Genomic DNA, 25154 nt, shown 5'->3' on the forward strand with positions numbered 1-25154 from the left:
GTGGGCTAGACGCTAATCGACGCGATCACGACTTACCCGGATTTCGGTGCGGATCGGGCCGACGGATCGCTGCGGTCGATATCGGGTTCGAGGTAGATGATGCGGGCCTGCGGTACCGCCGCACGCACCCTGGTCTCGGCGGCGTCGATGGTATGGGCCACGGTCTGCAGGTCGGCGTTCGGTGGCATCGCGATCTTCGCGGCCACCAGCATCTCCTCCGGGCCGAGGTACTGGGTCTTGATGTGGATGACGCGGTCGACGCCGTCGGCGGCGAGCGCTGTCATGATCGCGGCCTCCTCGGATTCGGTGGCGCCCTCCCCGATCAACAGGCTCTTCATCTCCACGATGAGCACGATCGCGATGACCCCCAGCAACACCCCGATGCAGACCGTCCCGATGCCGTCCCAGATCGCATCGCCGGTCGCCATCGTCAAGCCCACGCCGCCGAGGGCGAGGACGAGACCGATGAGGGCTCCGCTGTCCTCGAGCAGGACGACGGGCAGTTCGGGGTTGCGAGAGTTGCGGATGAACCGCCACCAGCTCGCCGACCCCTTCAACGGCCGCGACTCGCGAAATGCGGTGGCGAAGCTGTAGCTCTCCAGGCAGATCGCGACGAGCAGGATGACGACCGCGACGAGCGGCGACTCAAGCCCGTGGTCGTGGGCGTGAATGATCTTCTCGACTCCCTCGTAGAGCGCGAAAAGCGAACCGAGAGCGAAGATCACGAGTGCGACGATGAACGAGTAGAAATACCGGTCGCGCCCATACCCGAAGGGATGCAGCCGATCGGCCCGGCGGGCCGATCGTTGTTGCCCGAGCAGCAGTAGGCCCTGGTTGGCGGTGTCGGCGACCGAGTGCACGCCCTCGGCGAGCATCGACGACGAGCCGGTGACGGCGAACCCGACGAACTTGGCGATCGCGATACCGGCATTGGCGGTCAGGGCGGCGACGATCGCCTTCTTGGAACCTTCGGCGGACACGAGCTGATCCTCCCATTCGCCGGGAACCCGGCATGACGGCGCAACATCGCGAACTCTAGGGCATCACCGCGCGCCGGGACACCACCATCGGCACCGGCGCGAGCACCGCCACCGAGCCCTCACCGGCGGATCGGGTGACGAGCCGATGCCCACACCTTCGGTGCCGGAGCCCCCGCGGCGCCGAAGGTGTGGGGTGTGGGCCGGGCCCGTTGCGGCGGACCTAGACGAGCCCGCCGAAGCCGCGTGCGATCGAGGTATCGGTCTCGTTCATCACCGTCCGCGCATTGGTGACGCCGCGCTGGATGCCGAGCAACTGCTCGCGGGCCTGCATGAACACGCGGTCCCAGTTCTGCTGGGCGGCGTCGTAGGCCTGCTTCGCGCCGGGCGAGCGCCAATTGCCGTCGAGTGCGGCGACTTGAGATTTCAGCTGCGACGCCAGGTCTTCGAGGCGGCCGAACTGGGCGTTCAGTCCCCCTTCGAGGTCGCCGAGGGCGGCGAAGTCGTACTTGATTCTCCCGGACATGGGAAGTCCTTTCGGTCAGATGTGGTCATGGCCAGAGTTGATCGAGCTCGGTGGTGATTCGAGCTCGGTGGTGGTCGAGCTCGGTGGTGATTCGAGGTCAGTGGTGAGGTGCGCCAGTCGGGCCGGGGCCCACAGACACGGTGGTCTACAGCGGCAGCGGTCTACAGGCGCAGCGGCCCCTCGGCGCCGAAGCCGCCCGCGGCCTGCGAATCCTGGTCGTCGTAGCCGCTGAAACCAGCGGTCAACTGGTTCCGGATGTCGTCGAGAGCGGCGTTGAGCGCCGTCGCCGACGAGTTCCAGTCGGTGTGGGTGTTGTCGAATGCGTTGGACGCCCGGCCGTTCCAGCTGGACACGCCCGTCGACGCCGCGGTGGCGATCTGCCGGATCACCGCCTGCATGTCGTCGACGATCTGCGAGACCGATTGCGCTGTGGCCAAGCCTGATTCGACGTCGACGTCAACTGCTCCATCGAGATTCATGGTGCTCCTCCTCATAGATGTCGGCACCGTCGTCGCGATGCCCCCGAAGCGCTGTCCGTGCGGACAGGCGCTGATGTCCCCCGGCGAAGATCTCGATGGGGAAATCCCGTCGACTCATGGGAACCACCGTCGTCCGGGCAGGGTGTCGATCAGCCGGTCCACGGCCGCACCGATCCGATGCCCCGTTCCCGGGGTGATGGTGGTCCACAATCTGTCGTCGGGAGATCTGCTGAGGCCCATCAGAATTCGACCCGCACGCGAGTCGATGATCCCGATGGCCCCAGAAGTCTGGGTGAAGGCGCCGCCGGCACGCGAGGTGGCCACGATCTCCCACCGCACGTCGCAGGACAGCAACGCGTCGGCCACACGGATCGCATCGGCGGCCGTGGCGCCCCATGCACGCAGTGCCGCAACAACACCGGCGGTGTCGGCACAGTGGCCGAACCTCTCGGCCAGTTCGCGGGTGGGGACGCTGGTCTCGGTGAAGTCCAGTGCGTCGTGCGGGCCGCACGTCGCGCGAACGACGCCCGCCAGGGCGTTGGTGTCACGCACGTCGAGGAGGGCGAGGTCGAGGTGATCGCCTCGCCGCACCGCGAGAACGTGGTCGTGACCGCGCCGGGCCACGCAGGCGCGAACCGTCGAATCGGTGGCGAAACCCCGGATCTCGAGTTCCCGGTCGGGGTGGGCGAGCACCCCGAGCACCAGGTCGGCCCACAGCGTGGGGCCGCTGCTGTCGACGAGTCCCGCCTCCGTGATGGCACGGTCCAGAGTGGCATCGTCGTGATCGGCAAGGCCTCGGGTGTCGGCTCCTGTCTCGCTGTGTGCACCGTCGGCCGCCGGCGTCCAGAGGTCGAGGACCACCGGCCAGGTGGTGACCCCACATCGTTGCCCGAGTCGGCGCAATACCGCGATCTCGAGGCGGCGGGAATCGGTGGAGGTCACGATCACGGCGTCCTCCCCGTGTCCAGGATGAGGGTCTGCTCGACGTATCGGGGGTCGAGCGCCGTGCTCGACTGTGCGGCGACCTCGGCCCAGGTTTCCGGAGGGCGTGGGGACGCTTCGGCCTGCCCGATCTCGGCCTGTGCCTGGGTATCGACGCGGACGACACGGTCGCCCATCGATGCCGTCGAGGTCATCGGTGCCATGGGCGGAGGTAGCGCGGACGACGCTCCGGACGTCGTCGATCCCGCCTGACCCGCGCCGGCGGTGGTGACCGCCGTGGGTGACGCGGCGGGCGCCGAGGCCACCATCGTCGGCGTGTACGCACCCCGAGGAGTCGGCGCCGAGAGCATCATCGGCGCAACGATTCCCGTGCCCGCGCCCGACCCATGACCCGCGGCGGCGGGGACGACCGGCGTCTGCGGCGATCGGCTCGACGTGGTGACCGGCGGGGTGTCGGGCACCAGTTGTGGTGCGGAACAGGGAGCTCGCCAGGGCTGTGCCAGCGGCTCGGCGGCCGTTTCGTAGGCCTCCATCACCCGTGCCGCGCGCATCCGTTGATCGTGGACCGCGCGTTCGGCGTGCGCGGCCGCCCCGGTGGCGATCGGCGCGACCGAGGCGACGACCGCCGCACCATGCGCGAGCGTGTCGGCGAGATCGACCTCCGCGGTGCTCGGCATCGCCAGGCGCGCCACCGACACGGCGAGTGACTGCGCCTCGGTCATCGCCGCAGCTTCGGTGGCCTGCGCCGCCATGTCGGTCAACCATCCGAGGAGATCGTCGAGGCGGTCGAGGGCGTCGGTGGCTGCGCCGGACTCCCAGTCGGCCCGCAGTCGTGCGAGGACGGCTCCGTATTCGGCTGCTGCGCCGGTGAACTCACCGGCGAGTGCGCCCCAGGCGATCGCGGCGTCGGCGAACGCCGACGCTCCGGGTCCCTCGACGAGGTCGCTCGCGAGTCGGCGACTGGTACGGGTGTCCCAGAGGACTCCGGTGAATCCGGTCATGCCCACTCCTCTCGGCTGCTCGGTGGGTTGGTCGGGATGACGGTCTACGGACGGGGTTCAGGTGGTCATGCGGTCGTCGGCGCCTGGGGCCGTCGTCAGGTCCGCAGTCCGGTCGCGGCTTGATCGTCGGCGTCGGCGAGGTCGCCGGCGTGGGACCGCAGCATCGCCGCGATGTTGCGCAGTTGTTCGATGCCGGAGGTCGCGTCCTCGGCGAAGCGATCGGCCACCGCGGTGGCCGAGGCCGCCGTGGTCACCGATACCTCGTCTCGACCGGGCGCGGCGACTGCGGCCTCCGCGGCGAGTCGTCCGAGCGCTTCTTTCAGGGACAGCGCCAGACGTTCGAGATCGGCGCAGGCCCTGGACAACTCATGCGGATCGACGTCCACGTTGCCGGTGGTTGGTGACGGTGTCACGGGCTGACCTTTCTGATGGTGACGAGCACTGGACTCATCGGGGTGAGACCGGCCCGGCCGGACCGAGTCGTAATTCGATGTCGGGCGGGGTCTCCGGGTCGGCGTCGGCGCCGAGCACGGCGGGAGCGACGTCCGCGACGCCGCCGACCATCTGCTTTCCGTTGTCCTCGGTCACCAGATAATCGGGAACCTCGTGGGTGTCGTCGGACGACCCGGCCCCGCGTGCAGCCCCGGCGGCGGCCATCGGCGCCATCGATGCCGGCATCGGTGTGGCGGTCCCGGAGGCCGCACGCGCCGGGGAGGCCGGGGTGTAGCTCGCCGGTTCGGTGGCACCGACGACGGGCATCCCGGAACGGGCCGCGCCCAGCGGCGCGGTGATCGCCGTACCACCGGCCCCACCACCGCCGCGGCCGGCACCACCGGCGCCCATCGGCATCGCACCCAGACCGGCCGGGCCGCCGCCGGGCCCGGAAGGCCCACCGGCGCCGTCCTCCGGCGCGACATATGCGGCCGGCCGGACCGCCGTATCGTCGGCGGCCAGCACCTGCTGCAGTGGTGCGGTGAGCATCGAGGGGATCTCGGTGGCCGTGGAGATCACCGGGGACACCGCGTCGAGGATCGTGCCGGCGAGGGCAAACGGTGACTGCGTAGCACCGGCTGCGCCGGTGGGCGCGTTGGTGACCGGCACAGGCGCCCCGTTCACGGTCATGTGGGTTGTGGGAGCCAGCAATTGGGCCCGCGTGGCAGCGACGGCGGCGGTCGCCTCGGACAGTCCGAGGCCGGCCAGGCTCACTGCGAGTGGCAGGGCCGCCGGCCCGGTGAACGAGACGGCCGCGGTGATCTTGGCGATGGTGGCGGCCAGGATGGCCTGCAGGGTTGCCACACCGGCGGCGACGATGCCCGCGGCGGCCTGGATGTCGAAGGACATGCCGCTGCCCTGCGCTGCGAGTTGCCCACTGTTGACGCTCGCCTCACCGGTTTTCGCAGCCGCCGACACCGCGCTCTGACCACCCCACACCTCGTCGGCGATCTTCAGGGCGGCCTGCGCCATCGACATCGACGACTCGAGCATCGTGGACAGCCCCTGGAAGATGACCGTCGGATCGAAGTCGGCCGCCGACAGGTCGCCGGTCCCGAAGCTGCCGAGCAGATCGGTGATCGGTTTGACGAGCAGACCGACGTCGATGACCGGTAGTGGCGGCAGCCCTGGAAGCGGTGGCAACGGCGGGAACTCGGGCAGCGGCGGAAGTCCCAACCCCGCCAGCACGTCGCCGACCGGCCGGTCGAGGATCGGTCCGAGCGGTGTCGCCGCGATCATGTCGTTGACCGACATCTCGGTGAGCGCCGGGAACTCGGGCCGCCCGGAGGTGGGCTGCCCGGAGACGGACGGTTGACTCACAGCACCGACCGCAGGGTTGCGGCGGAGGCGGCGTCGACGGCCTCGAATTCGGCGAGGCCGCCGAGTGCGCTCGCCGCAGTCGCCGCGTGGACGGCGGCCAGGTTGCCGACCGCGAACAGGTGATTGGCCTGTGCAGCAATGAATGCCGCGAGGAATTCTTGCCCGATCAGTCCGAACACGGGGATCATGACCGCCGTGTTCGCGGCGGCGTTGACCGACCCGGCCGCAGCCACCGCAGTACCGATCGCGGCGTTGGTCGCCGCGAAGCCCTCGAGGACCTCCGGTGTCACCGTCACATGATTCATGTTCTCCCCCTTGCCATGTCATCTACTGCCACGTCATCTACAGCCATGTCATCTACAGCCACGTCATCTACAGCCACGTCGTCGACTTCAGTCACGCTCGTCGATGTCACCGCGCGGTCGGTCACCGCGACCCGTCCGGCCGCGACTGCACCAACTCCGCGAATGACGCGGTGAAGTCTTCGGTCATCGCAGCTCGTCGGGCGAATGCTCGTTGGGCGGCGAGCATGGCCGTCGCCACGATCCCGGAGCCGAGGCGGGCGCCACCGAGCTCGCCGGCCCCATCGGCGAGCCACAACCCCGTCATCGCCCCGGATCCATCGACCTCCACGGTGATCAGATCGTCGGCGGAGCTCTCCCGGACCCGAATCCGCGCCAGCTCGTCGGAGAAGTCGTGTAGACGGCCCAGTTGGGTGATCGCGCGGGATTCGAGTTCGTCCATCGCCGAGTTCATCGCACTCACACCGACCTGAGCCAGGACGCGGGTGCGTCGGCCTCGTCGTCGTCGCGCAGCTCGGCGCCGGCCAGATCGTCGGGCCTGGGCAGACCGAGCGACTCGACCACCTCCGATGGCGTCCCGGACTCGAGCAGCCGAGCGCGCAGCCGGATCGCCGAAGCCATCGCCGACTGTTGGCACAATCGAAGAACGTCGTCGGCCACGGCCTGGGGATGTTTGCGCAGCTGGGTGTCGTCGATACGCACCGCCAGCGGCAGGCCCGCCGGCGTCGTGATCACCGAGATCGCCCCATCCCGCGATCGCGCCGAGGATGTCTCCTCGACCCCACCACCGAGATCCTCGCCGGTCATTGGCCCTCCCCCCACGTCGATTACTCCCTGTACCGCAGCGGCGTCCGCGCCGCCGCTGATGTGCGATGTCCTGGTTGGACGCAGCGGGAGCGGTCAGGGTTCCCACTCGACCGGAACTTTTTCGACCGTTGCCGATGACCTCCGCTGACGGTGTTGAGATGATGCCACAGATCACATGCGGTGTCCGGTTTGCGCGTGATGTCTGGGGATAACCCCGGAGTCGTCGGAGCCCTCTTGCTGTCACGGGCCTCTTACGACGCCCCGTCGTCACCGCCCCCGACCCGGATCGTTGCTCGGCGTGACGCTCACCATTCACGATCCGACACCCATGGGTACACTCCCCAGCGTGGTGACGTCCGTCCCGCCGAGCGGGCGGACCCATGTCACCGGGAATCACCTTGCAGGGGGAAGCGATGACGCACGAGAACAACGGACATCCATCGGCGATGATGCCCGCAACCCCACCATGGTTGCAGTTCGCACCTCCCGAGGACGCGTCACGAACCGGCGATGCACCGACCGAACCCGCACACGGAACCGAAGCACCGGGCGAGGCCGTTGCCGGCTTCGGCGTCGACCGACAACCGTTTCCCCCGTCCCCAACGGAATCCCCGGCCCCGGGCACACCGACCGACGGCGCACCCACCAGCGCAGCACCCGCCGGTCCGGTCCCCGCCGATGCAGCACCGGAGCACCCGGCACCGGCGAGCTCTTCCACTCCTGCGGCGCCGGCACCGCCGCCGCAGTCGCACCACGCACCGTCCCCCCCGGCCAACGGATACCAGGCACCTCACGAGGCACCCCAGCACCCTCAGCACAACCAGCCCGCACCGGGATACCCGTACGCGCCCAACGGGTTCGACCCCTCGGCGCACGGGTACACGCCCGGCCCCATGCCCACCGGACCCACCCCGCCCGGACCCGTGCCCTCGGGTCCGGCCCCCGGCGCACCGACGCCCCCGCACATGCCGCCCGCGCCGGCCGGCTACGCACCGCCGCCGGACAACGGCTACGCCCAGCCGATGGGATTCGGGTCGCCGACGCCGCAACAGGGACCGGCTCTCGACGAGGTCGCCCTGCTGCGCAAGGCTCGCCGAGCCCCCGCCCGCGGCTGGCGGCGGGCGGTGCACACGATCTCGGCCGGCACCATCAATCCCGGCGACTCCGCCACCGAGATCCGGTACCAGCAACTACTCGAGCGGTTGCGTCGACCGGTTCGCGGTGATTACCGCATCGCGGTGCTCTCCCTGAAGGGTGGTGTCGGAAAGACCACCACGACAGTCGGTTTGGGCTCGACCTTCGCCTCCCTGCGCGGCGACCGGGTGATCGCCGTCGACGCCAACCCCGACCTGGGAACACTGGCTCAGCGGGTCCCGCAGCAGACGGCGTCGACCGTGCGTAATCTGCTCTCCGACGACAACGTCTACCGCTACAGCGATGTGCGCGCCCACACCTCACAGGCACCGTCGCGTCTGGAAGTACTTGCCTCCGAACGGGACCCGGCCATGGCCGAAGCATTCAGCGAGGACGAGTACCGCGGCGTGGTCACCATCCTCCAACGCTTCTACAACATCATCATCACCGACTGCGGGACCGGCCTGAGCCACTCGGCGATGAACGGCGTGCTCGACCTGGCGAACGCCATCATCCTGGTCTCGTCGCCGGCGCTGGACGGCGCCCGTAGCGCCTCGGCCACACTCGATTGGCTCGAGGCCCACGGATACGGTCACCTGGTGTCGCGCGCGGTCGTCGTACTCAGCTCGTCGCGCCCGGGGTCATCGACCATCGACACCGATCAATTGGGTCAGCACTTTCTGACGCGATGCCGTGCGGTACAGACGATTCCGTTCGACGATCATCTCGCCGAGGGCGCCGACGTCGATCTCGAGCTCGTCGGCAAGCCCACCCGTTTGGCGTTCGTCGAGCTCGCCGCGACCATCGCCGACGAGTTCGCGCCGACGGTTCGCCGCGAGGAACCGTTCTACGGCTGAACCGGGCCGGACACGCCCCGGGCGCCAGGAAGGCGACGGTCAGTCGGAGTCGGGGTCGACGGCGGCAAGCGTCTCTGCTCGCTCGCGGCGGTGCGCCAGCCAGCGTCGGGTGATCCCGACGGCCATCGGGATCACGACGGTGAGCATCGAGGCGATGATGAACACCTCGAGGTGGTCGCGGATCAACGGCACCTGCCCGAGGAAGTAGCCGAGCAGGATCAGTCCGGACGCCCACACCACGCTGCCGAGCAACGAGAACAGCGTGAACACCCGATGCGGCATGCCGCTGAATCCGGCGACCAACGGAGTGAGCGTCCGAACCACTCCGATGAATCGGCCGAAGAACACCGTCAGCGGGCCGTAGCGCTGGAAATAGCGATGGGTGCGCTCGACGTACTCGGGTCCCACCGCGCGCATCATCCGGCCCTCGATCACCGACCGGCCCAGACGCCGACCGAGGAAATAGCCACATTGATCACCGGCCGCCGCCGCCAGCGGCACCACGAGACATAACCACCACAGCTTCGCGAACGGATTCGGCTGCGCGGCAAGCACTCCCGCGGTGAACAATACCGAATCGCCCGGGAAGAGGAACCCGATCAGGATGCCGGTTTCGACGAACATGAGGACGCACAGGCCGATCACGCCGCCGGTGGCGAGGAACGAGTCGACATCGAAGGGGTTCATCATGGTCCACCCTAGGTGCTGCGAGCACCACCGGCCCCGGCCCGCCGGGGTGTCGATGCCCACGTTAACTCGATGCAACATGCTGGGCAGAGCGCGCCCATGTGGGGTTTACTCGGTCGTAAACATGCGGCGCGAATCCACCGCGCACGACCCCAGCCCGCCGACTCTCACGACGACGTGACCTCAAGGAGCCGACCGTGTCCACCACCCAGCCTCCCCCGACCTCCGGCCGGACGAAGACGGCGGGTTCGTCCACGCCGAATCTGCGGCCCGTCTCCGACACCGAGGTCCGGATCGAATACCACACGATCCACGGCTATCGCCGCGCGTATCGCATCGCCGGAAGCGGTCCGGCACTCCTGCTGATCCACGGCATCGGGGACAACTCCTCGACCTGGGACGAGGTCATCCCGATGCTCGCCCAGCACTACACCGTCATCGCGCCCGACCTCCTCGGCCACGGCCGCTCGGACAAACCCCGCGCGGACTACTCGGTACCGGCATTCGCCAACGGGATGCGTGATCTGCTCGTCGTCCTCGGTGTCACGAAGGTGACCGTCGTCGGCCATTCCCTCGGCGGCGGCGTCGCGATGCAGTTCTGCTACCAGTTCCCGCGATTCGTCGAGCGGTTGGTGTTGGTGGCCGCCGGTGGTGTGACGCGCGAGGTCAATCCGGCATTGCGGCTGGTGACACTTCCGGTGGTCAACGAGGTCCTGACGCTGCTGCGGATACCCGGGGTGATGCCCGCGCTGCAGGGCGCGGCCAAGGCCCTGGTCAGCCTGCCCCACCTTCCCGGTGTACCGCAGGAGATCTCACCGCGCCGGGCGCTCAACGACCACGAGGATCTCTTGCGCGTACTCGGCGATCTCGCCGATCCGCACGCGCAGGCGGCGTTCCTGCGCACCCTGCGCGCGGTGGTCGACTGGCGTGGTCAGGCGGTGACGATGCTCGACCGCTGCTACCTGACCGAACGCCTTCCGGTGCTGTTCGTCTGGGGCGAACTCGACACCGTCATCCCGTACGAGCATGCGCTGATCGGGCATTCTGCGATCCCGCATTCGGAATTGGCGACGTTCCCCGGCGCCGGTCACTTCCCTTTCCACGACGATCCCGAGCGTTTCGTGCAGGTGATCACCAGCTTCCTCGAGCGCACGCAGCCGGTGGACTTCGATCCGCAGAACTGGCGGTATCTGATGTCCACCGGCGGTGCCCGGCCGGAGGAGTTCGTCGGCGACGAGGACACCGTCGAGGCGGTGCTCGATGCGATCGAGGACGAGCGCAGCGCAACCTGACCTGCGGGCGGGGGACGAGGTGTCGATCGGGTGGCCTACGCTCGACTCCCCTGCCGCCGATCCCCGTGAGAACATGGTCGCCATGAGCTATCAGCAGTATCCGGGAAACAGCGGTCAGGGCCAGGCGTACGGCGCAGGCCAGCCGGGCTATGGTTCCCAGCCCGGGTACGGGTCCCAACCAGGTTATGGATCTCAGCCGGGCTTCGGATCGCAGCCGGGCTACGGCGCCCAGCCGTACGGCGTTGCCCCCGGCCAGTCCCCGTATCCCGCCTACGGTGGGGTGCCCGGATACGGCGACTTCAACGTCGACCCGGCGACCGGTGAACCGTTGTCGGACAAGAGCAAGCTGACCGCGGGCCTGCTGCAGCTGTTCCTCGGGGGCTTCGCCGCCGGTCGTTTCTACATCGGCGACATGAAGTTGGCTGTGATCCAGTTGAGCGGCCACATCGTCGGCTGGCTCCTGGTGATCGTGGGTTTCGTCGTCGTTGCCGCCGGGGCCAACAGCAATTCCACCGGCGGAGCGGCATTCGGCGGAATCATGCTGCTCGTCGGCTGGCTGGTGATCCTCGGCTTCGGCATCTGGGTCCTCGTCGACGCGATCATGATGTTCGCCGGCAGCGTCCGCGACCCGCAGGGACGCAAGCTCCGCAGCTGAGCGGCGAGCACACACGCGACAGACCGGTTCAGGCGTCGAAGGCGAGCGCCGCGGCCACCCGCACCGGCGAGTTGGCCTCTCCGTACCCGCGGTATCCCCCGCGACGGCAGACCACCTCGAAGAACAGGTCGTCGGCGATGGTCGGGGTGAAGAAGTGGAAGAACTCTCCGCCGGTCTCGTCGGCGTCGTAGAGGATGTCGTAGCGGCGTAGCGCATCGATCCGATCGGCATCGAGGTCGAAGCGCGCCCGCAGGTCGTCGTAGTAGTTCTCCGGGATCGGCAGTGTGATCAGCCCTCGGGAGCGGCATGCGCGGGCGGTGGCGATGATGTCGTCGCAGGCGAATGCCGCATGGGTCAGTCCGCCACGCCGGCGCAGCGGGCCGTGACCGTCGAGTCGCGACGGCACCAGGGACGCGACGAGTCGGATCGGCTCACCGCTCTCGGTTGCCGATGTCAGTGCCTGCGAGCGCATCGTTCCGACCGCGTCGGGCACGTCGAGCCCCTCCTCGACGGACATGCCGAATACCGAGCGCAGCAACAACATTGCCGCCTCCCAGTCCGCGGGGCTCATGCCGATGCCGATGTGGTCGACCCCGGTGTAGAGCGAGGTGACCGCGGCGGGCTCGCGCGGCACCAGATCGAAGTGGCGCTGCCAGGTCCCCGCCGACAACGCGGGACGCAGGTCGACGGCGAGGGTGTCGGTGACGTCGAGTCGCACGACCTCCACCGCCGCCTCGGGCTTCGACGACGGCCCGGGTGCCGCGATCGATGCAACCGGCACGTCGAACTCCGCGGCACGTGCCGCCCACGCCTCCGGATCGGCACTGCGCAAACCGATTTGCGCGATGGTCGGCATGTCGGCCGGCGCTCCCGGCGACGTCCAGACGGTGCCGACGGTCGGATCGACGACGACGGCCAACTCGGCATCACGGTAGAGCTGCAGACCGGTGGAGCTGTCGACGCCGCTCAGATCGAAGCCGATGGCGCCGAGGACCTCGCCGAGTTGGGGAGCCGAGGTCGGGCCGGCCGCGACCCGGATCGACACGATACCGCCGGTGACGGGCCGCCGTTGCTCATCGTTCGCCGAACTCCCCTGCAACACAATGGTTTCGGATGATCCGGGACGGTCGGCGCCGACCAGTTCCGCGAGATATCGTAGCGAGCGGTGCGCATCGCGTGCGGTACGTACCGGATCCGCATGGCGGAAGACATCGCTGAACACCTCCAACGACCACGGGCCCCGATAGCCCGCCGCAAGAACGTGGTCGGTGAACGACGCGAGATCGAAGTTGCCCTGCCCCGGCAGGCATCGATGATGGCGACTCCACTGCAGCAGGTCCATCGCCATCCGCGGGGCATCGGCGAGCTGCAGGAAGAAGATCGAGTCGCCGGGCAGGTCGGCGATACCGGACGGGTCATCACCCCGCGAGAGGATGTGAAAGCTGTCCAGGCAGGTACCGAGTGCCGGATCATCCACGGCGGCAACGATGGCGGCCGCGTGGCGGTAGTCGTTGACGTGATACCCCCAGGCGAGCGCCTCGTAGGCCAGTCGCTTGCCACGCGCCGCGGCGAGCTGCGCCGCGGTCGCGAGTTGTTCGGTGAGTAGTCCGTCATCGCACGCCGCGGACGCCAGCGGCGACGAGCACACCAGCAATAGGTCGCAACCCAGGTCGTCCATCACGTCGAATTTGCGCTCGAGGCGAATGAGGTTGCGCCGGAATCGGTCCGGATCGTGGGAGTCGAGATCGCGGAACGGCTGATAGAGGTCGATGGCCAGTCCGCGATCGGCCGTGGCGCGCGCCAGCTCGGCAGGCCGACCGGGGGCGGCGATCAGATCGGGTTCGAAGATCTCCACCCCGTCGAAGCCGGCGTGGGCGATGGCGTCGAGTTTGTCGCCGAGAGTTCCCGACAGACAGACCGTCGCGATCGACGTTCGGGCGCCGAGCGGCAGCGCCGATCCAGGGGCACCCGAAGCGGTCTGCGCGGTGCGGGTCAGCGACATGAGATGGCCTCCTGTGATCCGGGACACGATGCGAAAAATGTACCAGATGGTTCATTGAGTTGCCCTGCAACGCTGATATGAGTGCAGTTTTCCAAGGCTGCCACCTGCGCATATTGAGATATTTATGAACGATCTGGTTAGTTGTCTTGACCGGGACGAAGGTCCTTTGTATCGTCAGTCACACGCCCGACACCCTGTGTTGGCGAGCACAACTTGGAGGACCGATGACCGCACCCACTTCCGATCTGCCGGCAGCCCAGCCGCGCAAGGCCGCGTTGGCCAGCTTCATGGGCAGCCTGGTGGAGTACTACGACTTCTTCATCTTCGGCACCGCCTCGGCGCTGGTGTTCAACAAGATCTTCTTCCCCGACATCAGCCCCACGGCAGGGACCCTGGCCAGCTTCGCCACATTCGGCGTCGCCTACATCGCCCGCCCGGTCGGCGCGGTGGTCCTCGGCCACTTCGGTGACCGCATCGGCCGTCAGCGGGTCCTGGTGTTCACCCTCATCCTGATGGGCCTGGCCACCTTCGCGATCGGATGCCTGCCCGACTACCACTCGATCGGCATGGCCGCACCGATTGCTCTCGTCGCTCTTCGCCTGCTGCAAGGACTTTCGGCGGCAGGCGAGCAATCGGGCGCCAGTTCGCTCACGGTCGAACACGCCGACCAGGGCAAGCGCGCGTTCTACGCCAGCTGGACGCTCAACGGCACCCAGGCCGGGCTGCTCGTCGGCACCCTCGCCTTCATCCCCGTCGCCGCGCTCCCCGAGGACACCCTGCTCAGTTGGGGCTGGCGTGTCCCGTTCTGGTTCAGTGCCGTGGTCATGTTCGTCGCATACCTGATCCGCCGCACGATGCCCGAGACCCCCGTCTTCGAGAAGATCAAGGACTCGACCGAAGGCGTCTCCGACATCCCGCTGCTGGTGCTGCTGCGCTTCCACTGGCGGGCCCTGGTCCGGGTGATCGCCTGCTCGACGATCTCGGTCATGAGCACTCTGTTCTCGACCTTCGCCCTCAAATACGCGACCACCGACTTCGCCGTCTCGAAGAGTTCGATGTTGCTCGTCAGCGTCATCGCCAACCTCGTCATGCTGCTCAGCCAGCCGCTGTGGGGCCTGGCCGCCGACCGTATCGGGCGCAAGCCGATCTTCATCGGCGGAGCACTGGGCTGCGCCGTACTGGCATTCCCCTACCTGCTGATCATCACCACCGGCTCCTTCTGGGCGATCCTCGTGGCCACCCTGATCATCCAGACCGTCGTCTACGCGGCCGCCAACGCCGTCTGGCCGTCGTTCTACTCCGAGATGTTCCCGGCCAAGGTCCGGTACTCGGGCGTGGCCATCGGCACCCAGATCGGCTTCATGGCCAGCGGGTTCCTGCCCCTGATCGCCGCCGCGATCCTCGGCGAGGGCCGGATGGGTTGGGTCCCGGTCGCCGTGGTCGTCGCCGCGTTCGCCGTGGTCGCCGCACTCGCTGCCGCCACCGCGGTCGAGACGCACAAGACCGACACGATGCGACTCGGCGAGGAACCCGTCAAAGGAGCCGACACCATGACCGCGTCCGCCCCGGCCTCGCCGTCGATGGCCTGACACCTCTCGCCCACCCGGCACCGGGACGATTCCCGGCCCGATCATCAAAGGACACACCAATGTTCGACATCGAATTCGCCACCGCAGCCCGCCGCGCATCCGGCGGTGCCGTGGTCGCCGCCCTGATCGGGCAGGGGATCTCCCGGTCGCTCACGCCTGCCATGCATGAGCGCGAGGCCGCCCACCACGGACTGGACTACACCTACCTGACCCTCGACGTCCCGGTGGCGGCCACGGCCACCGTCGACCTCGCAGCGTTGCTGGCCCGCGCCGCCGACGCCGGGCTCGTCGGGCTCAACGTCACCCATCCGTTCAAGCAACGCATACTGGCTCATCTCGACGATCTCTCGCCCGACGCCGCCCGTCTCGGTGCGGTCAACACGGTCGTCTTCGACGGCGGTCGCGCGATCGGCCACAACACCGACTGGTCGGGGTTCGCGCGCAGCTTCGACCGAGGCCTCGGCGCCGGTCTCGGCGCAGCGGCCGCCCCCCGGAAGTCGGTGGTGCAGATCGGCGCCGGCGGAGCAGGTGCTGCCGTCGCCTATGCCGTACTCACCACCGGAGTGGCCCACTTCCACCTCGTCGACACCGACACCACCCGGGCCGCCGGACTCGCCGCCACCCTGCGCGCCATGTTCGATGCCGAGATCACCTCCGGTGGAGTCGATTCCGTTGCCGCCGCGCTGGCCGGCGCGGACGGGCTGGTGCACGCCACCCCGATCGGGATGGCCCATCACCCCGGCATCGCGGTGGACCCGGCGCTGCTGCGCGCCGACCTCTGGGTCGCCGACGTCGTCTACCGTCCGGCCGTCACCGAGTTGATCGCGTCGGCCCGTGCGGTCGGCGCACGCACCCTGCCGGGCGACGGGATGGCGGTCGGGCAGGCCGTCGACGCGCTGCGGCTGTTCACCGGCATCGAGCCGGACGCCGACCGGATGGCCGCCCACATCGCCGAACTCATCGCCGCCGAGGACCTCGCCGAACGCCGGACCGCCTGAGGGCGCCCGTCACAACGCCGAGGGCGCCCGCCAGTTCACCGACAGCGCTCAGCTCAGTCCCGACAGCGCTCGATGAGGCGCTGTCGGCGCCGGGAAGAGCGCTGTCGGCGTCGTGGCGAGCGCCCTCGGCACAGTGAACGAACGATAGAGTTCATGGCGTGACCGATCCCGCACCCCGACGCCGCGACAGCGAACGCACCAAGGCCGACATCGTGAAGGTCGCGACGAAAGAGTTCGCCGACAAGGGGTTTGCGGGTGCGCGGGTCGACGAGATCGCCGCCAAGACCCACACCACCAAGCGGATGATCTACTACTACTACGGCGACAAGGACGGTCTGTACCAAGCCGTCCTCGAGGCGTCCTACGGACGTATCCGGCGCCTCGAGCAGAAGGTCACCCACATCGCCGACGACCCGGTTGCCGCGTTGCGCCACGTCGCCGAGATCACCTTCGACCATCACGACCGCAACCCCGATTTCATCCGCATCGTCGCGGGTGAGAACATCCTGCGGGCGGCGCACCTCAAACATGCGGCAGGCGTTGGGCGGCTGGGTAATCCGGCGCTCGACGTGCTGTCACGGATTCTCGAGTCCGGTCGTGAGAAAGGGATGTTCCGCACCGACGTCGACGCCCTCGACGTCCATCTCGCGATCAGCAGTTTCTGCTTCTTCCGGGTGGCCAACCGGTTCTCATGGAAGACCCTGTTCGACCGCGATCTCGCCGCCACCGACCAGCGCATCCATCAACGACGCATGATCGGCGACATGATCGTCGCCTATCTCACCGACACGTCCACCCCGGACTGAACCGCCTCAATCCCCGCAGCATCCGCCGGTACCCGGCGGCACCGCGTCGCGGACATCACGCGTGACGGCGTTGCGCGCGGACAACTCGTCGGCCGCCGGGTAGTCGACACCCACCAGACAGAGACCACGCGCCTGGGCGACCGGGACCTGGCTGCTGCGCGCGCGCTGCGCCAACAACCCACGGCACCATTCGACATCGCGACGGCCGTCGCCGACGCAGGCGACCGCACCGACGAGCGAGCGCACCATCGACCAGCAGAACGCATCGGCACTCACCTCGCCGATCAGCACCCCCTCGTCGTCACGGCGCCACGCGAAGCGTTGGAGATCGCGGACCGTGGTGGCGCCTTCCCGGCGACGGCAGAAGGCCGCGAAATCGTTGAGCCCCAGCAGCGTCGAGGACGCTGCGTTCATCGCCTCGACGTCGAGTGGGCGACGCCACGTCGCGGTGGTCCGCGCCCGGGTGGGTTCGGCACCGAAGACCGCATCGGTGAGCCGATACCGGTAGTGGCGACGCAGCGCCGAGAACCGGGCGTCGAAGTGTTCGCTCACCGGGGTGACGGTCTTGACGCGCACATCGTCGGGCAGCATCTTGGCCAGCCGACCGACGAGCAACGCAGGACCGCCGGCCAGACTGCGCGTTTCCAGCGCCGAGGCCGGGATGTCGGCGTGACAGACCTGACCGGTCGCGTGCACGCCCGCGTCGGTGCGTCCGGCGACGGTCAGGCGGATCGGCACGCGCAGCACCGTGGTGAGGGTGTCCTCGAGTACCCCGCACACGCTGCGCTGCCCGACCTGACGTGCCCAGCCGGCGAAATCGGTTCCGTCATAACCGATGTCGAAGCGCAGACGAACGAACCCGCCGCCCCCGGAATCGGTGGCGGCGGGTTCGTGCGGCACTGTCCGGCTCAGTCGTCCGACTTCTTCTCGGTCGAGCTGTCGACGTCGGCACCCTGCTCGTCTGCCTCGACGGCGGTCGCGGCGGTCGACTCGTCGTCGACGGCCTCGGCCACAGCCTCGGCGTTGGCCTTCGCGGCGTCGTCGGCGTCGGCCTCCACGGCCTCGACGACGTTGTCGCCCGCAGGCTCGGCAACCGCGGCCTCGGTCTCGTCGAGCTTGGCCTCGGCGGCCTTGCGGGACGCGGCGACGCGGGTGGCGCGGTCGGCCTCGCTGGACGCGGTCGACCCGGTGACGAGTTCGATCACGGCCATCGGGGCGTTGTCACCCTTGCGCGGCAGCGTCTTGATGATGCGGGTGTAGCCGCCGTTGCGATCGGCAAAGCTCGGACCGATCTCTTCGAACAGGACATGCACGATGTCCTTGTCGCGGATCACCTTGAGCACCTCACGACGGTTGGCCAGCTTGCCGGCCTTGGCGTGGGTGATCAGCTTCTCCGCGTACGGCCGCAGGCGCTTGGCCTTGGCCTCGGTGGTGGTGATGCGGCCGTGCTCGAAGAGCGAGGTGGCGAGGTTCGCCAGGATCGCCTTCTGGTGGCTCGCCGACCCGCCGAGGCGGGCACCCTTGGTGGGCTTGGGCATTGTCTTCTCCTAGACGGACTCCCCCATCGCTGAATGGGGGAAGTCAGGGTTGGCGTGCAGCGGCTACAGCTGCTCGGTCTCTGCGAAATCCTCACCGGAGTCACCGTCGAACGACACATCGTCCGACCACGTTCCGGTCGCCGGGTCGTAACCGGCCACCTGCGACGGATCGAAGCTCGCCGGGCTGTCCTTGAGAGCCAGACCCAGGGCGTGCAGCTTCACCTTCACCTCGTCGATCGACTTCTGCCCGAAGTTGCGGATGTCGAGCAGATCCGACTCGGTCCGCGCCACGAGCTCACCGACGGTGTGTACACCCTCGCGCTTGAGGCAGTTGTAGGACCGGACGGTCAGGTCGAGATCCTCGATCGGCAGGCTGAACGAGGCGATGTGATCGGCCTCGGCCGGGCTCGGCCCGATCTCGATGCCCTCGGCCTCGACGTTGAGCTCCCGGGCGAGCCCGAACAGCTCCACCAGGGTCTTGCCCGCCGACGCCAACGCATCACGCGCGCTGATCGAGTTCTTGGTCTCCACATCGAGCACGAGCCGATCGAAGTCGGTGCGCTGCTCGACACGGGTGGCCTCGACCTTGTAGGTGACCTTGAGCACCGGCGAGTAGATCGAGTCGACCGGGATGCGGCCGATCTCGGCACCCGACGCCTTGTTCTGCACGGCCGGCACGTATCCGCGGCCCCGCTCGACGACGAGCTCGATCTCGAGCTTGCCCTTGTCGTTCAGGGTGGCGATGTGCAGATCGGGGTTGTGCACGGTGACACCGGCCGGGGGGACGATGTCGGCGCCGGTAACGGTGCCCGGACCCTGCTTGCGCACGTACATCGTGACCGGCTCGTCCTCTTCGGAGCTGACCACGAGGCCCTTGAGGTTCAGGATGATGTCGGTGACGTCTTCCTTCACCCCGGGGACGGTGGTGAACTCGTGGAGCACACCGTCGATGCGGATGCTGGTGATCGCAGCACCCGGGATCGAGCTGAGCAGGGTACGACGCAGCGAGTTGCCGAGGGTGTAGCCGAAGCCGGGCTCGAGCGGTTCGATGACGAACTTCGACCGGTTGTCGGCGAGGATCTCCTCGGTCAGGGTGGGTCGCTGTGAGATGAGCATTCTGAGATTTCTCCTTGTGGCCGACCGCTATATGACGGCCTAGAAGTGAACCGAACAGCTTGTGCTGCTTGGCAATTACTGATTCGACGGACTACTTGCTGTAGAACTCGACGATGAGCTGTTCCTGCAGCGGGACCTCGATCTGGGCGCGCTCGGGCACGTTGTGCACGAGGATGCGCAGGGTCGAGGGAACCACCTGCAGCCAACCCGGGACCGGACGATCGCCGACGAGCTCCTTGGCGATCTGGAACGGAGTGGTCTGCAGCGACTTCGGCCGGACGTCGATGATGTCGTACTGGCTGACGCGGTAGCTGGGCACATCGACCTTCACACCGTTGACGGTGAAGTGGCCGTGGCTGACCATCTGCCGGGCCTGACGACGCGTGCGGGCGATGCCGGCACGGTAGACGACGTTGTCCAGGCGGGTCTCGAGGAGCTTGAGCAACTCGTCACCGGTCTTACCGGTACGACGGTTGGCTTCCTCGTAGTAGCGACGGAACTGCTTCTCGAGCACGCCGTAGGTGAAGCGAGCCTTCTGCTTCTCCTGCAGCTGCAGGAGGTATTCGCTCTCCTTGATCCGCGAACGGCCGTGCTGGCCGGGCGGGTAGGGGCGACGCTCGAACGCCTGGTCGCCTCCGATGAGGTCGACGCGAAGACGACGGGACTTCTTTGTGGCGGGGCCGGTATAACGAGCCATTGTCTATTCTTTCCTTTCCCGCTAGACCCGACGCCGCTTGGGCGGACGGCAACCGTTGTGCGGCTGCGGGGTGACATCGGAGATGGTGCCGACCTCGAGGCCGGCGGCCTGCAGCGACCGGATCGCGGTCTCGCGACCCGAACCCGGTCCCTTGACGAACACGTCGACCTTCTTGACGCCGTGCTCCTGGGCCTTGCGCGCGGCGTTCTCGGCCGCGAGCTGAGCCGCGAACGGGGTGCTCTTGCGCGAGCCCTTGAACCCGACGTGGCCCGACGACGCCCAGCTGATGACGTTGCCGTTGGGGTCGGTGATCGACACGATGGTGTTGTTGAACGTCGACTTGATGTGTGCGTTGCCGTGCGGGACGTTCTTCTTATCGCGACGGCGTGCGCCCTTCTTCGGGCCTGCGCTTCGTGACTTAGGAGGCATTACTTCTTCTTCCCGGCGATGGTCTTCTTCGGGCCCTTGCGAGTACGGGCATTGGTCTTGGTGCGCTGTCCACGGACGGGCAGGCCACGACGGTGACGCAGACCCTGGTAGCAGCCGATCTCGATCTTGCGACGGATGTCGGCCTGGACCTCGCGGCGCAGGTCACCCTCGACCTTCACCGAGGCTTCGATGTATTCACGCAGCTTCGCGACGTCTGCGTCGGTGAGATCCTTGGCGCGCAGGTCCGGGCTGAGCCCGGTTCCGGCCAGGATCTCCTTGGAGGTGGTACGCCCAACTCCATAGATGTAGGTCAGTGCGATCTCCAGCCGCTTCTCGCGGGGGAGATCCACACCAGCAACACGTGCCATGTGGCGGGATTCCTTTACTTCTCAGAGGTCTGCTCCTGGTCCGTCCCGGACTCTTGCCGGGCTCCGGCCTCTGAACCGGAGGTGGGCGCCGACCCGTGTGTCGACGCTGGTGCCAAGAGGGCTTCACAAATCCTGTTCAGCTCTTCTGGTGTATTCAGTTGTCTCTCAAGCGACCCGGAGGGTGGCGAGTGATGATCAGCCCTGACGCTGCTTGTGACGCAGGTTCTCGCAGATCACCATGACCCGACCGTTACGGCGGATCACCTTGCACTTCTCACAGATCGGCTTGACGCTCGGCTGAACCTTCACGTCAATCTCTCCTGTTACTCGCCCGCCGGGCACGGCCGATGGCCGCACCGATGGCGGGTGTGGTTACCCCGGGCCGCCCCGGCCCGGGAGGTCTTACTTGTAGCGGTAGACGATGCGCCCACGACCGAGGTCGTAGGGCGAAAGTTCCACGACGACCCGGTCCTCGGGCAGGATGCGGATGTAGTGCTGCCGCATCTTGCCGCTGATGTGGGCGAGCACCTTGTGACCGTTTTCCAGCTCGATGCGAAACATCGCATTCGGCAGGGGTTCGATCACCCGACCCTCGACCTCGATGGCCCCGTCTTTCTTCGCCATGTCCTCCGCGATCCTGTCGCGCGCCCTCATCAGGCGCGTAACCCGGTTGAATTCGTTCCGATCCGTTACTGTGTGGGCACCCCGGGACAGCGTCACCAGGTGCCCGTTCCGGTGCTGACCGGAACTCGATACCTCACGCCCCGGCCCGTGCAACCACCTGCGGAGAGACTCCTGCGGTGGACACACGAATGCCGGCACGCTTTGCGCACCGCCGTCCTATGCTACGCGAACTGCGGGAACACTCCAAACCGTCGAGAAACCCGGAACCATGGCCGCACGAATCCGGCATCTCGCGCCGACGATGGCACACTATTTGCCATGCGTGCCTTCTTGATCCAGAGCGCTCTCAGCGGCGTCGCCCTGTGGGTGGCGACACTGATCGTGCCCGGCCTGGACTTCGTGTTCCCCGACAATGCGGGCTTCGGCGTCAAACTGGGGATCGTCGTGTTGGTCGCGCTGATCTTCGGCGTGATCAACGCGTTCATCAAACCGATCGTGCAGATCTTCGCGATCCCGCTCTACATCCTCACCCTCGGGCTGATCCACATCGTGATCAACGCGTTCATGCTCGAGATCACCTCGTGGATCACCCACAACACCACGTCCTGGGGCCTACAGGTCGACCACTTCTTCTGGTCGGCGGTTCTCGGCGCGCTGGTCATCTCGGTGGTGAGCTGGCTGATCTCGATGGTGCTCAAGGAGCCCGTCCGATGAGTCGAATCAGCGAGCTGCGCCGGCCGTCACGCTCGTTACCCTGCCTGTGTGTGAGGCGTCGCGTGGCAGTTGCATCTCAGGGTTGCCCCTGAGCGCATACGTCAGGGTTTCGGGGATGCTCCCGATGTTCGTCGCGGTGAAGTCGGAGGACGATCATCGACATGAGAATCGACACCTGGTGGCCACGGTTGGCCTCGGATACGCAGGCGTGGTTGATCGAGCACAACGGCGAACCGTTGCCGCCGGGAGTGAAGGCCGAGATCTTGACCGTGAACGGCGGATCGACGGAGCCCTCGTGGTGGGCCGGGGAACTCGGCGAGGGTCAGACGGAGCTTTCCGATGCCGCCGTCGACTGGATCGAGTCGGTTGCCAACGACGAGGGCATCTGAGAAACGCTGCCCCCGCCCGGCGTCACCGGCCGTCGAGACATCAGGCCGCCGACGTCAGGCCCCGGCGGCGATGATCGCCGTCAGCTGCTCGATCGGCGATCCGTCGCCGAGCACCTGGATGGCGACGTGGTCGGCGCCGGCGGCGAGGTGCTCGTCGACCTGCTTGCGGATCGAGGCCGCATCGCCGTGGGCGACCAGCGCGTCGATCAAGGCGTCGGAGCCACCGTTGGCGATGTCGTCGTCGGTCCATCCGAGTCGCTTCAGATTCGACGTGTAGTTGCGCAGGTGCAGGTACGGCTGGTCGACCGGCGGGCGTCCGACGGCTCGCGCCGCCTGCGGGTCGGTGTCGAGCACCACCTTGTGCTCGGGAGCCAGCAACACGCCCTCGCCCAGGGTTTCGCGGGCGATCGCGGTGTGTGCGGGAGGCGTCAGATACGGGTGCGCCCCGAGCGCGCGGTCGGCGGACAGGCGCAACATCTTCGGCCCCAGCGCGGCCAGCACACGACGCTCGGTGGGCACGTTCTTCTCGTCGAGGACGTCGAGATATTCCCCGACCGCCTCGTACGGCTTCTTGTACTCGGCGGTCGCCTCCGGGTGGCCGGCACCGATGCCGAGATAGAAGCGGCCCGGGAAGTCCCGGTCGAGTTCGTGGAATTCGTCGGCGATCGCGGCGGCGTCGGTGTTCCAGATGTTGACGATGCCGGTGGCCACCGTGATGTTCTCGGTTGCGTCGAGGACCTTGCGGATCGGACCGAGATGCTTCGGGGATCCGCCCAGCCAGATGGTGCCGTACCCGAGACGTTCGATCTCGCGCGCCTCATCCGGCGAGAACCGGCCGAACCAGCCCCATACCCCGTGCCGTCCGAATCGTTGGATGTGCGCGGTCTTCCCCGAGTCAGTCATGTTCTCCGAGTCAGTCATGCCCTCCGCAACCGCAGACGGCGAACGGCTATTCCGATCGCCCCGACTTTCCGCCGGCCCGACTCCCGTCCGATGCGGGGTACCATTCCGAATACTCACCGGAAAGGAGTTCCCTGGTGAAGAGTTTCTGGTGTGGGGCCGTGATTCCCGACTGCGATACGCGTTTCGTCGGCAGAGACGAACCCGACGTGCTCCGGCAGGTGGCCGAACATGCCGCCGGTGTGCACGGACTCGACGATCTGCCCGCCGCCACCGTCGACCGGGTCCGCCGGTTGATCTCCGACATATCCGAGTGATCGGGCGACGCGCGCAGACCGGCGGACGCGGAAAGCGATTGGTGGGATGCACCACCCTGCGGTGAGCGAGCCGGTCGACGAGCTGGATGCAGCCGTCACCGAGTTGCTCGACGCCGGCCGCGCACCGCGACTGGTCTATCAGCCCATCGTCGACATCGCGCGTCTGCGTGTCGTCGGATACGAGGCACTCAGCCGTTTTCCGGGACCCCTGCAGGCCAGCCCGGACCGGTGGTTCGCGGCGGCGGTACGCGTCGATCGGGCCATCGAGCTGGAAGCGATGGTCGTCGAGAAAGCACTCGCCGCGCGAGTGCACTTGCCGGCCAACTGTTTTCTGACGATCAATGTGGCGCCCGAGGCGCTTGTCTCGACGCCCATCCAGAAATTGTTGCAGCACACCGACCTGACGCGGGTGGTCGTCGAACTCACCGAACACTCCGCGGTCTCCGATTACGATGTCGTCCGCCGAGCGGTGGCCCAGGTACGCGACCGCGGTGGTTTCATCGGTGTCGACGACGTCGGCGCCGGGTATGCAAGTCTGTACCGGATTCTGGCCATCCGGCCGGACTTCGTGAAACTCGACCGTGAATTGATCACCGGCCTCCACAACGACGAGGCCAAGGCCGCGCTCGTCGAGATGTTCGGCGGTTTCACCAGCCGGATGGATTCGTGGGTCGTCGCCGAAGGGATCGAGCAGCGCGACGAGTTGCATCGGTTGGTGCAGCTCGGCGTCCCCCTGGGTCAGGGATACCTCCTCGGGCGTCCTGCACCCGAGATGGGTTCTCTCGAACTCGATCCGAGCACCCTCGCCCCGACCATCAACCCGACGGTGACGGCGGCACCGCAGTCCACGGTGGCCCGTCTCGCGCACCCCTGCCTGACCGCACCTCTGGACTCCCCCGACGGCACGTTGCGCACCACGCTCTCCGACGGTTCGACTCTTCCGCTGGTCATTCTGCTCGACTCCGGTGGTCGCCCAACACAACTGGCGCAACAGAGCGATCCGACGACGATCGAACGGCGCGACGTGCTGCGGATCCTCGACTCCACCGACCAGCGAGAAGCGTTGCGGCGTGCGATGACGCGACCACGGCCGAGCCGGTTCGATCCCCTCGCGTGCTGCGACATGTCCGGAGCGTTCCTCGGCGTCGTGCCGATCGAGCGGCTGATCGAGGCCCTGATCGTGGTCTGAGTGGGTC

Annotated in this window: 31 protein-coding genes; 10 read left to right on the top strand and 21 right to left on the bottom strand. The window is 67.6% G+C overall.

What is annotated here, in order from left to right; translation table 11 throughout:
• Positions 1–32 precede the first annotated feature (32 nt).
• From GOPIP_RS14085 to GOPIP_RS14130, 10 genes are all read right to left on the bottom strand, one after another.
• Entirely contained in the window at positions 33–980 is a 948-nt protein-coding gene (locus GOPIP_RS14085) for a cation diffusion facilitator family transporter (RefSeq protein ID WP_006370367.1), read from the bottom strand.
• 220 nt (positions 981–1200) lie between these two features.
• Positions 1201–1503 (bottom strand): WXG100 family type VII secretion target, encoded by a 303-nt coding sequence (locus GOPIP_RS14090; protein ID WP_006370368.1) that lies wholly within the window; start codon positions 1501–1503, stop codon positions 1201–1203.
• Positions 1504–1664: 161 nt separating this feature from the next.
• Positions 1665–1982 carry a WXG100 family type VII secretion target gene (locus GOPIP_RS14095; protein ID WP_006370369.1) on the bottom strand — a complete coding sequence of 106 codons (318 nt, stop codon included), beginning with the start codon at positions 1980–1982 and terminating at the stop codon, positions 1665–1667.
• Between the two features lie 114 nt (positions 1983–2096).
• Positions 2097–2924, bottom strand: a complete 828-nt coding sequence (locus tag GOPIP_RS14100) for an ESX secretion-associated protein EspG (protein WP_244421152.1) — start codon at positions 2922–2924, stop codon at positions 2097–2099.
• Positions 2925–2926: 2 nt separating this feature from the next.
• On the bottom strand, positions 2927–3925 hold the full coding sequence (locus tag GOPIP_RS14105) for a PPE domain-containing protein (RefSeq protein ID WP_006370371.1): 999 nt from the start codon (positions 3923–3925) through the stop codon (positions 2927–2929).
• Positions 3926–4020: 95 nt separating this feature from the next.
• Positions 4021–4338 (bottom strand): PE domain-containing protein, encoded by a 318-nt coding sequence (locus tag GOPIP_RS14110; protein WP_006370372.1) that lies wholly within the window; start codon positions 4336–4338, stop codon positions 4021–4023.
• A gap of 34 nt (positions 4339–4372) precedes the next feature.
• Positions 4373–5737, bottom strand: coding sequence for a hypothetical protein (locus GOPIP_RS14115; RefSeq protein ID WP_006370373.1), 1365 nt, complete (start codon positions 5735–5737; stop codon positions 4373–4375).
• Entirely contained in the window at positions 5734–6042 is a 309-nt protein-coding gene (locus tag GOPIP_RS14120; protein ID WP_006370374.1) for a type VII secretion target, read from the bottom strand. Before GOPIP_RS14120 ends, GOPIP_RS14115 begins: the two co-directional genes overlap by 4 nt.
• 121 nt (positions 6043–6163) lie before the next feature.
• Complete coding sequence (locus tag GOPIP_RS14125) at positions 6164–6493, bottom strand: hypothetical protein (protein WP_035728066.1); 330 nt, start codon at positions 6491–6493, stop codon at positions 6164–6166.
• A gap of 5 nt (positions 6494–6498) precedes the next feature.
• Positions 6499–6846, bottom strand: coding sequence for a hypothetical protein (locus tag GOPIP_RS14130; RefSeq protein WP_006370376.1), 348 nt, complete (start codon positions 6844–6846; stop codon positions 6499–6501).
• A 413-nt stretch (positions 6847–7259) separates the two neighbouring features.
• On the opposite strand from GOPIP_RS14130, the gene GOPIP_RS14135 reads away from it, so the two are divergent.
• Complete coding sequence (locus tag GOPIP_RS14135) at positions 7260–8837, top strand: MinD/ParA family ATP-binding protein (protein WP_244421153.1); 1578 nt, start codon at positions 7260–7262, stop codon at positions 8835–8837.
• Positions 8838–8876: 39 nt separating this feature from the next.
• Here the strand turns inward: GOPIP_RS14135 and GOPIP_RS14140 are convergent, their stop codons facing one another.
• Positions 8877–9524: a DedA family protein gene (locus GOPIP_RS14140; protein ID WP_006370378.1), complete on the bottom strand. Its 648-nt coding sequence runs from the start codon at positions 9522–9524 to the stop codon at positions 8877–8879.
• Positions 9525–9721: 197 nt separating this feature from the next.
• Here GOPIP_RS14140 and GOPIP_RS14145 point away from each other — a divergent pair, with 197 nt between their 5' ends.
• Positions 9722–10816 (top strand): alpha/beta fold hydrolase, encoded by a 1095-nt coding sequence (locus GOPIP_RS14145; RefSeq protein WP_006370379.1) that lies wholly within the window; start codon positions 9722–9724, stop codon positions 10814–10816.
• A gap of 73 nt (positions 10817–10889) precedes the next feature.
• Positions 10890–11471, top strand: a complete 582-nt coding sequence (locus tag GOPIP_RS14150) for an NINE protein (protein WP_079930625.1) — start codon at positions 10890–10892, stop codon at positions 11469–11471.
• A gap of 28 nt (positions 11472–11499) precedes the next feature.
• On the opposite strand, the gene GOPIP_RS14155 is transcribed toward GOPIP_RS14150, so the two are convergent.
• A complete protein-coding gene (locus tag GOPIP_RS14155; protein WP_006370381.1) occupies positions 11500–13473 on the bottom strand; it encodes a sugar phosphate isomerase/epimerase and 4-hydroxyphenylpyruvate domain-containing protein in 1974 nt (657 codons plus the stop codon).
• Between the two features lie 224 nt (positions 13474–13697).
• Between GOPIP_RS14155 and GOPIP_RS14160 the strand changes: the two genes are divergently transcribed.
• From GOPIP_RS14160 to GOPIP_RS14170, 3 genes are all read left to right on the top strand, one after another.
• Positions 13698–15062, top strand: coding sequence for an MFS transporter (locus GOPIP_RS14160; protein WP_006370382.1), 1365 nt, complete (start codon positions 13698–13700; stop codon positions 15060–15062).
• 59 nt (positions 15063–15121) lie between these two features.
• A complete protein-coding gene (locus GOPIP_RS14165) occupies positions 15122–16060 on the top strand; it encodes a shikimate dehydrogenase (protein ID WP_006370383.1) in 939 nt (312 codons plus the stop codon).
• 158 nt (positions 16061–16218) lie between these two features.
• On the top strand, positions 16219–16866 hold the full coding sequence (locus tag GOPIP_RS14170; protein ID WP_006370384.1) for a TetR/AcrR family transcriptional regulator: 648 nt from the start codon (positions 16219–16221) through the stop codon (positions 16864–16866).
• A gap of 6 nt (positions 16867–16872) precedes the next feature.
• On the opposite strand, the gene truA is transcribed toward GOPIP_RS14170, so the two are convergent.
• The 8 genes from truA to infA all read right to left on the bottom strand — a co-directional run bounded on the left by truA (position 16873) and on the right by infA (position 21638).
• Positions 16873–17766 (bottom strand): tRNA pseudouridine(38-40) synthase TruA, encoded by an 894-nt coding sequence (gene truA / locus GOPIP_RS14175; protein WP_006370385.1) that lies wholly within the window; start codon positions 17764–17766, stop codon positions 16873–16875.
• 8 nt (positions 17767–17774) lie between these two features.
• On the bottom strand, positions 17775–18404 hold the full coding sequence (rplQ, locus tag GOPIP_RS14180; protein ID WP_006370386.1) for a 50S ribosomal protein L17: 630 nt from the start codon (positions 18402–18404) through the stop codon (positions 17775–17777).
• A gap of 63 nt (positions 18405–18467) precedes the next feature.
• Positions 18468–19520 carry a DNA-directed RNA polymerase subunit alpha gene (locus GOPIP_RS14185; protein ID WP_006370387.1) on the bottom strand — a complete coding sequence of 351 codons (1053 nt, stop codon included), beginning with the start codon at positions 19518–19520 and terminating at the stop codon, positions 18468–18470.
• Positions 19521–19611: 91 nt separating this feature from the next.
• Positions 19612–20217 (bottom strand): 30S ribosomal protein S4, encoded by a 606-nt coding sequence (gene rpsD, locus GOPIP_RS14190; protein WP_006370388.1) that lies wholly within the window; start codon positions 20215–20217, stop codon positions 19612–19614.
• Between the two features lie 21 nt (positions 20218–20238).
• Positions 20239–20646 (bottom strand): 30S ribosomal protein S11, encoded by a 408-nt coding sequence (gene rpsK, locus GOPIP_RS14195; protein ID WP_005207980.1) that lies wholly within the window; start codon positions 20644–20646, stop codon positions 20239–20241.
• Positions 20646–21014 (bottom strand): 30S ribosomal protein S13, encoded by a 369-nt coding sequence (rpsM, locus tag GOPIP_RS14200; protein ID WP_005170495.1) that lies wholly within the window; start codon positions 21012–21014, stop codon positions 20646–20648. Before rpsM ends, rpsK begins: the two co-directional genes overlap by 1 nt.
• A gap of 195 nt (positions 21015–21209) precedes the next feature.
• Complete coding sequence (gene rpmJ, locus GOPIP_RS14205) at positions 21210–21323, bottom strand: 50S ribosomal protein L36 (RefSeq protein WP_005207978.1); 114 nt, start codon at positions 21321–21323, stop codon at positions 21210–21212.
• Positions 21324–21416: 93 nt separating this feature from the next.
• Positions 21417–21638: a translation initiation factor IF-1 gene (infA, locus tag GOPIP_RS14210; RefSeq protein ID WP_005170487.1), complete on the bottom strand. Its 222-nt coding sequence runs from the start codon at positions 21636–21638 to the stop codon at positions 21417–21419.
• A 318-nt stretch (positions 21639–21956) separates the two neighbouring features.
• Between infA and GOPIP_RS14215 the strand changes: the two genes are divergently transcribed.
• Together GOPIP_RS14215 and GOPIP_RS14220 are read left to right on the top strand one after the other, a co-directional pair.
• Entirely contained in the window at positions 21957–22352 is a 396-nt protein-coding gene (locus GOPIP_RS14215; RefSeq protein WP_006370390.1) for a phage holin family protein, read from the top strand.
• Between the two features lie 161 nt (positions 22353–22513).
• Positions 22514–22741: a hypothetical protein gene (locus tag GOPIP_RS14220; protein ID WP_006370391.1), complete on the top strand. Its 228-nt coding sequence runs from the start codon at positions 22514–22516 to the stop codon at positions 22739–22741.
• Positions 22742–22795: 54 nt separating this feature from the next.
• Here GOPIP_RS14220 and GOPIP_RS14225 read toward each other — a convergent pair whose 3' ends face one another.
• Positions 22796–23644 carry an LLM class F420-dependent oxidoreductase gene (locus tag GOPIP_RS14225; protein ID WP_035728069.1) on the bottom strand — a complete coding sequence of 283 codons (849 nt, stop codon included), beginning with the start codon at positions 23642–23644 and terminating at the stop codon, positions 22796–22798.
• Positions 23645–23778: 134 nt separating this feature from the next.
• Between GOPIP_RS14225 and GOPIP_RS14230 the strand changes: the two genes are divergently transcribed.
• Complete coding sequence (locus tag GOPIP_RS14230) at positions 23779–23958, top strand: DUF1059 domain-containing protein (RefSeq protein ID WP_006370393.1); 180 nt, start codon at positions 23779–23781, stop codon at positions 23956–23958.
• 61 nt (positions 23959–24019) lie between these two features.
• Positions 24020–25147, top strand: a complete 1128-nt coding sequence (locus GOPIP_RS14235) for an EAL domain-containing protein (protein WP_244421154.1) — start codon at positions 24020–24022, stop codon at positions 25145–25147.
• Positions 25148–25154: the final 7 nt, after the last annotated feature.

This window comes from Gordonia polyisoprenivorans NBRC 16320 = JCM 10675 (genome assembly GCF_000241325.1).
Taxonomy (GTDB): Bacteria; Actinomycetota; Actinomycetes; order Mycobacteriales; family Mycobacteriaceae; genus Gordonia; species Gordonia polyisoprenivorans.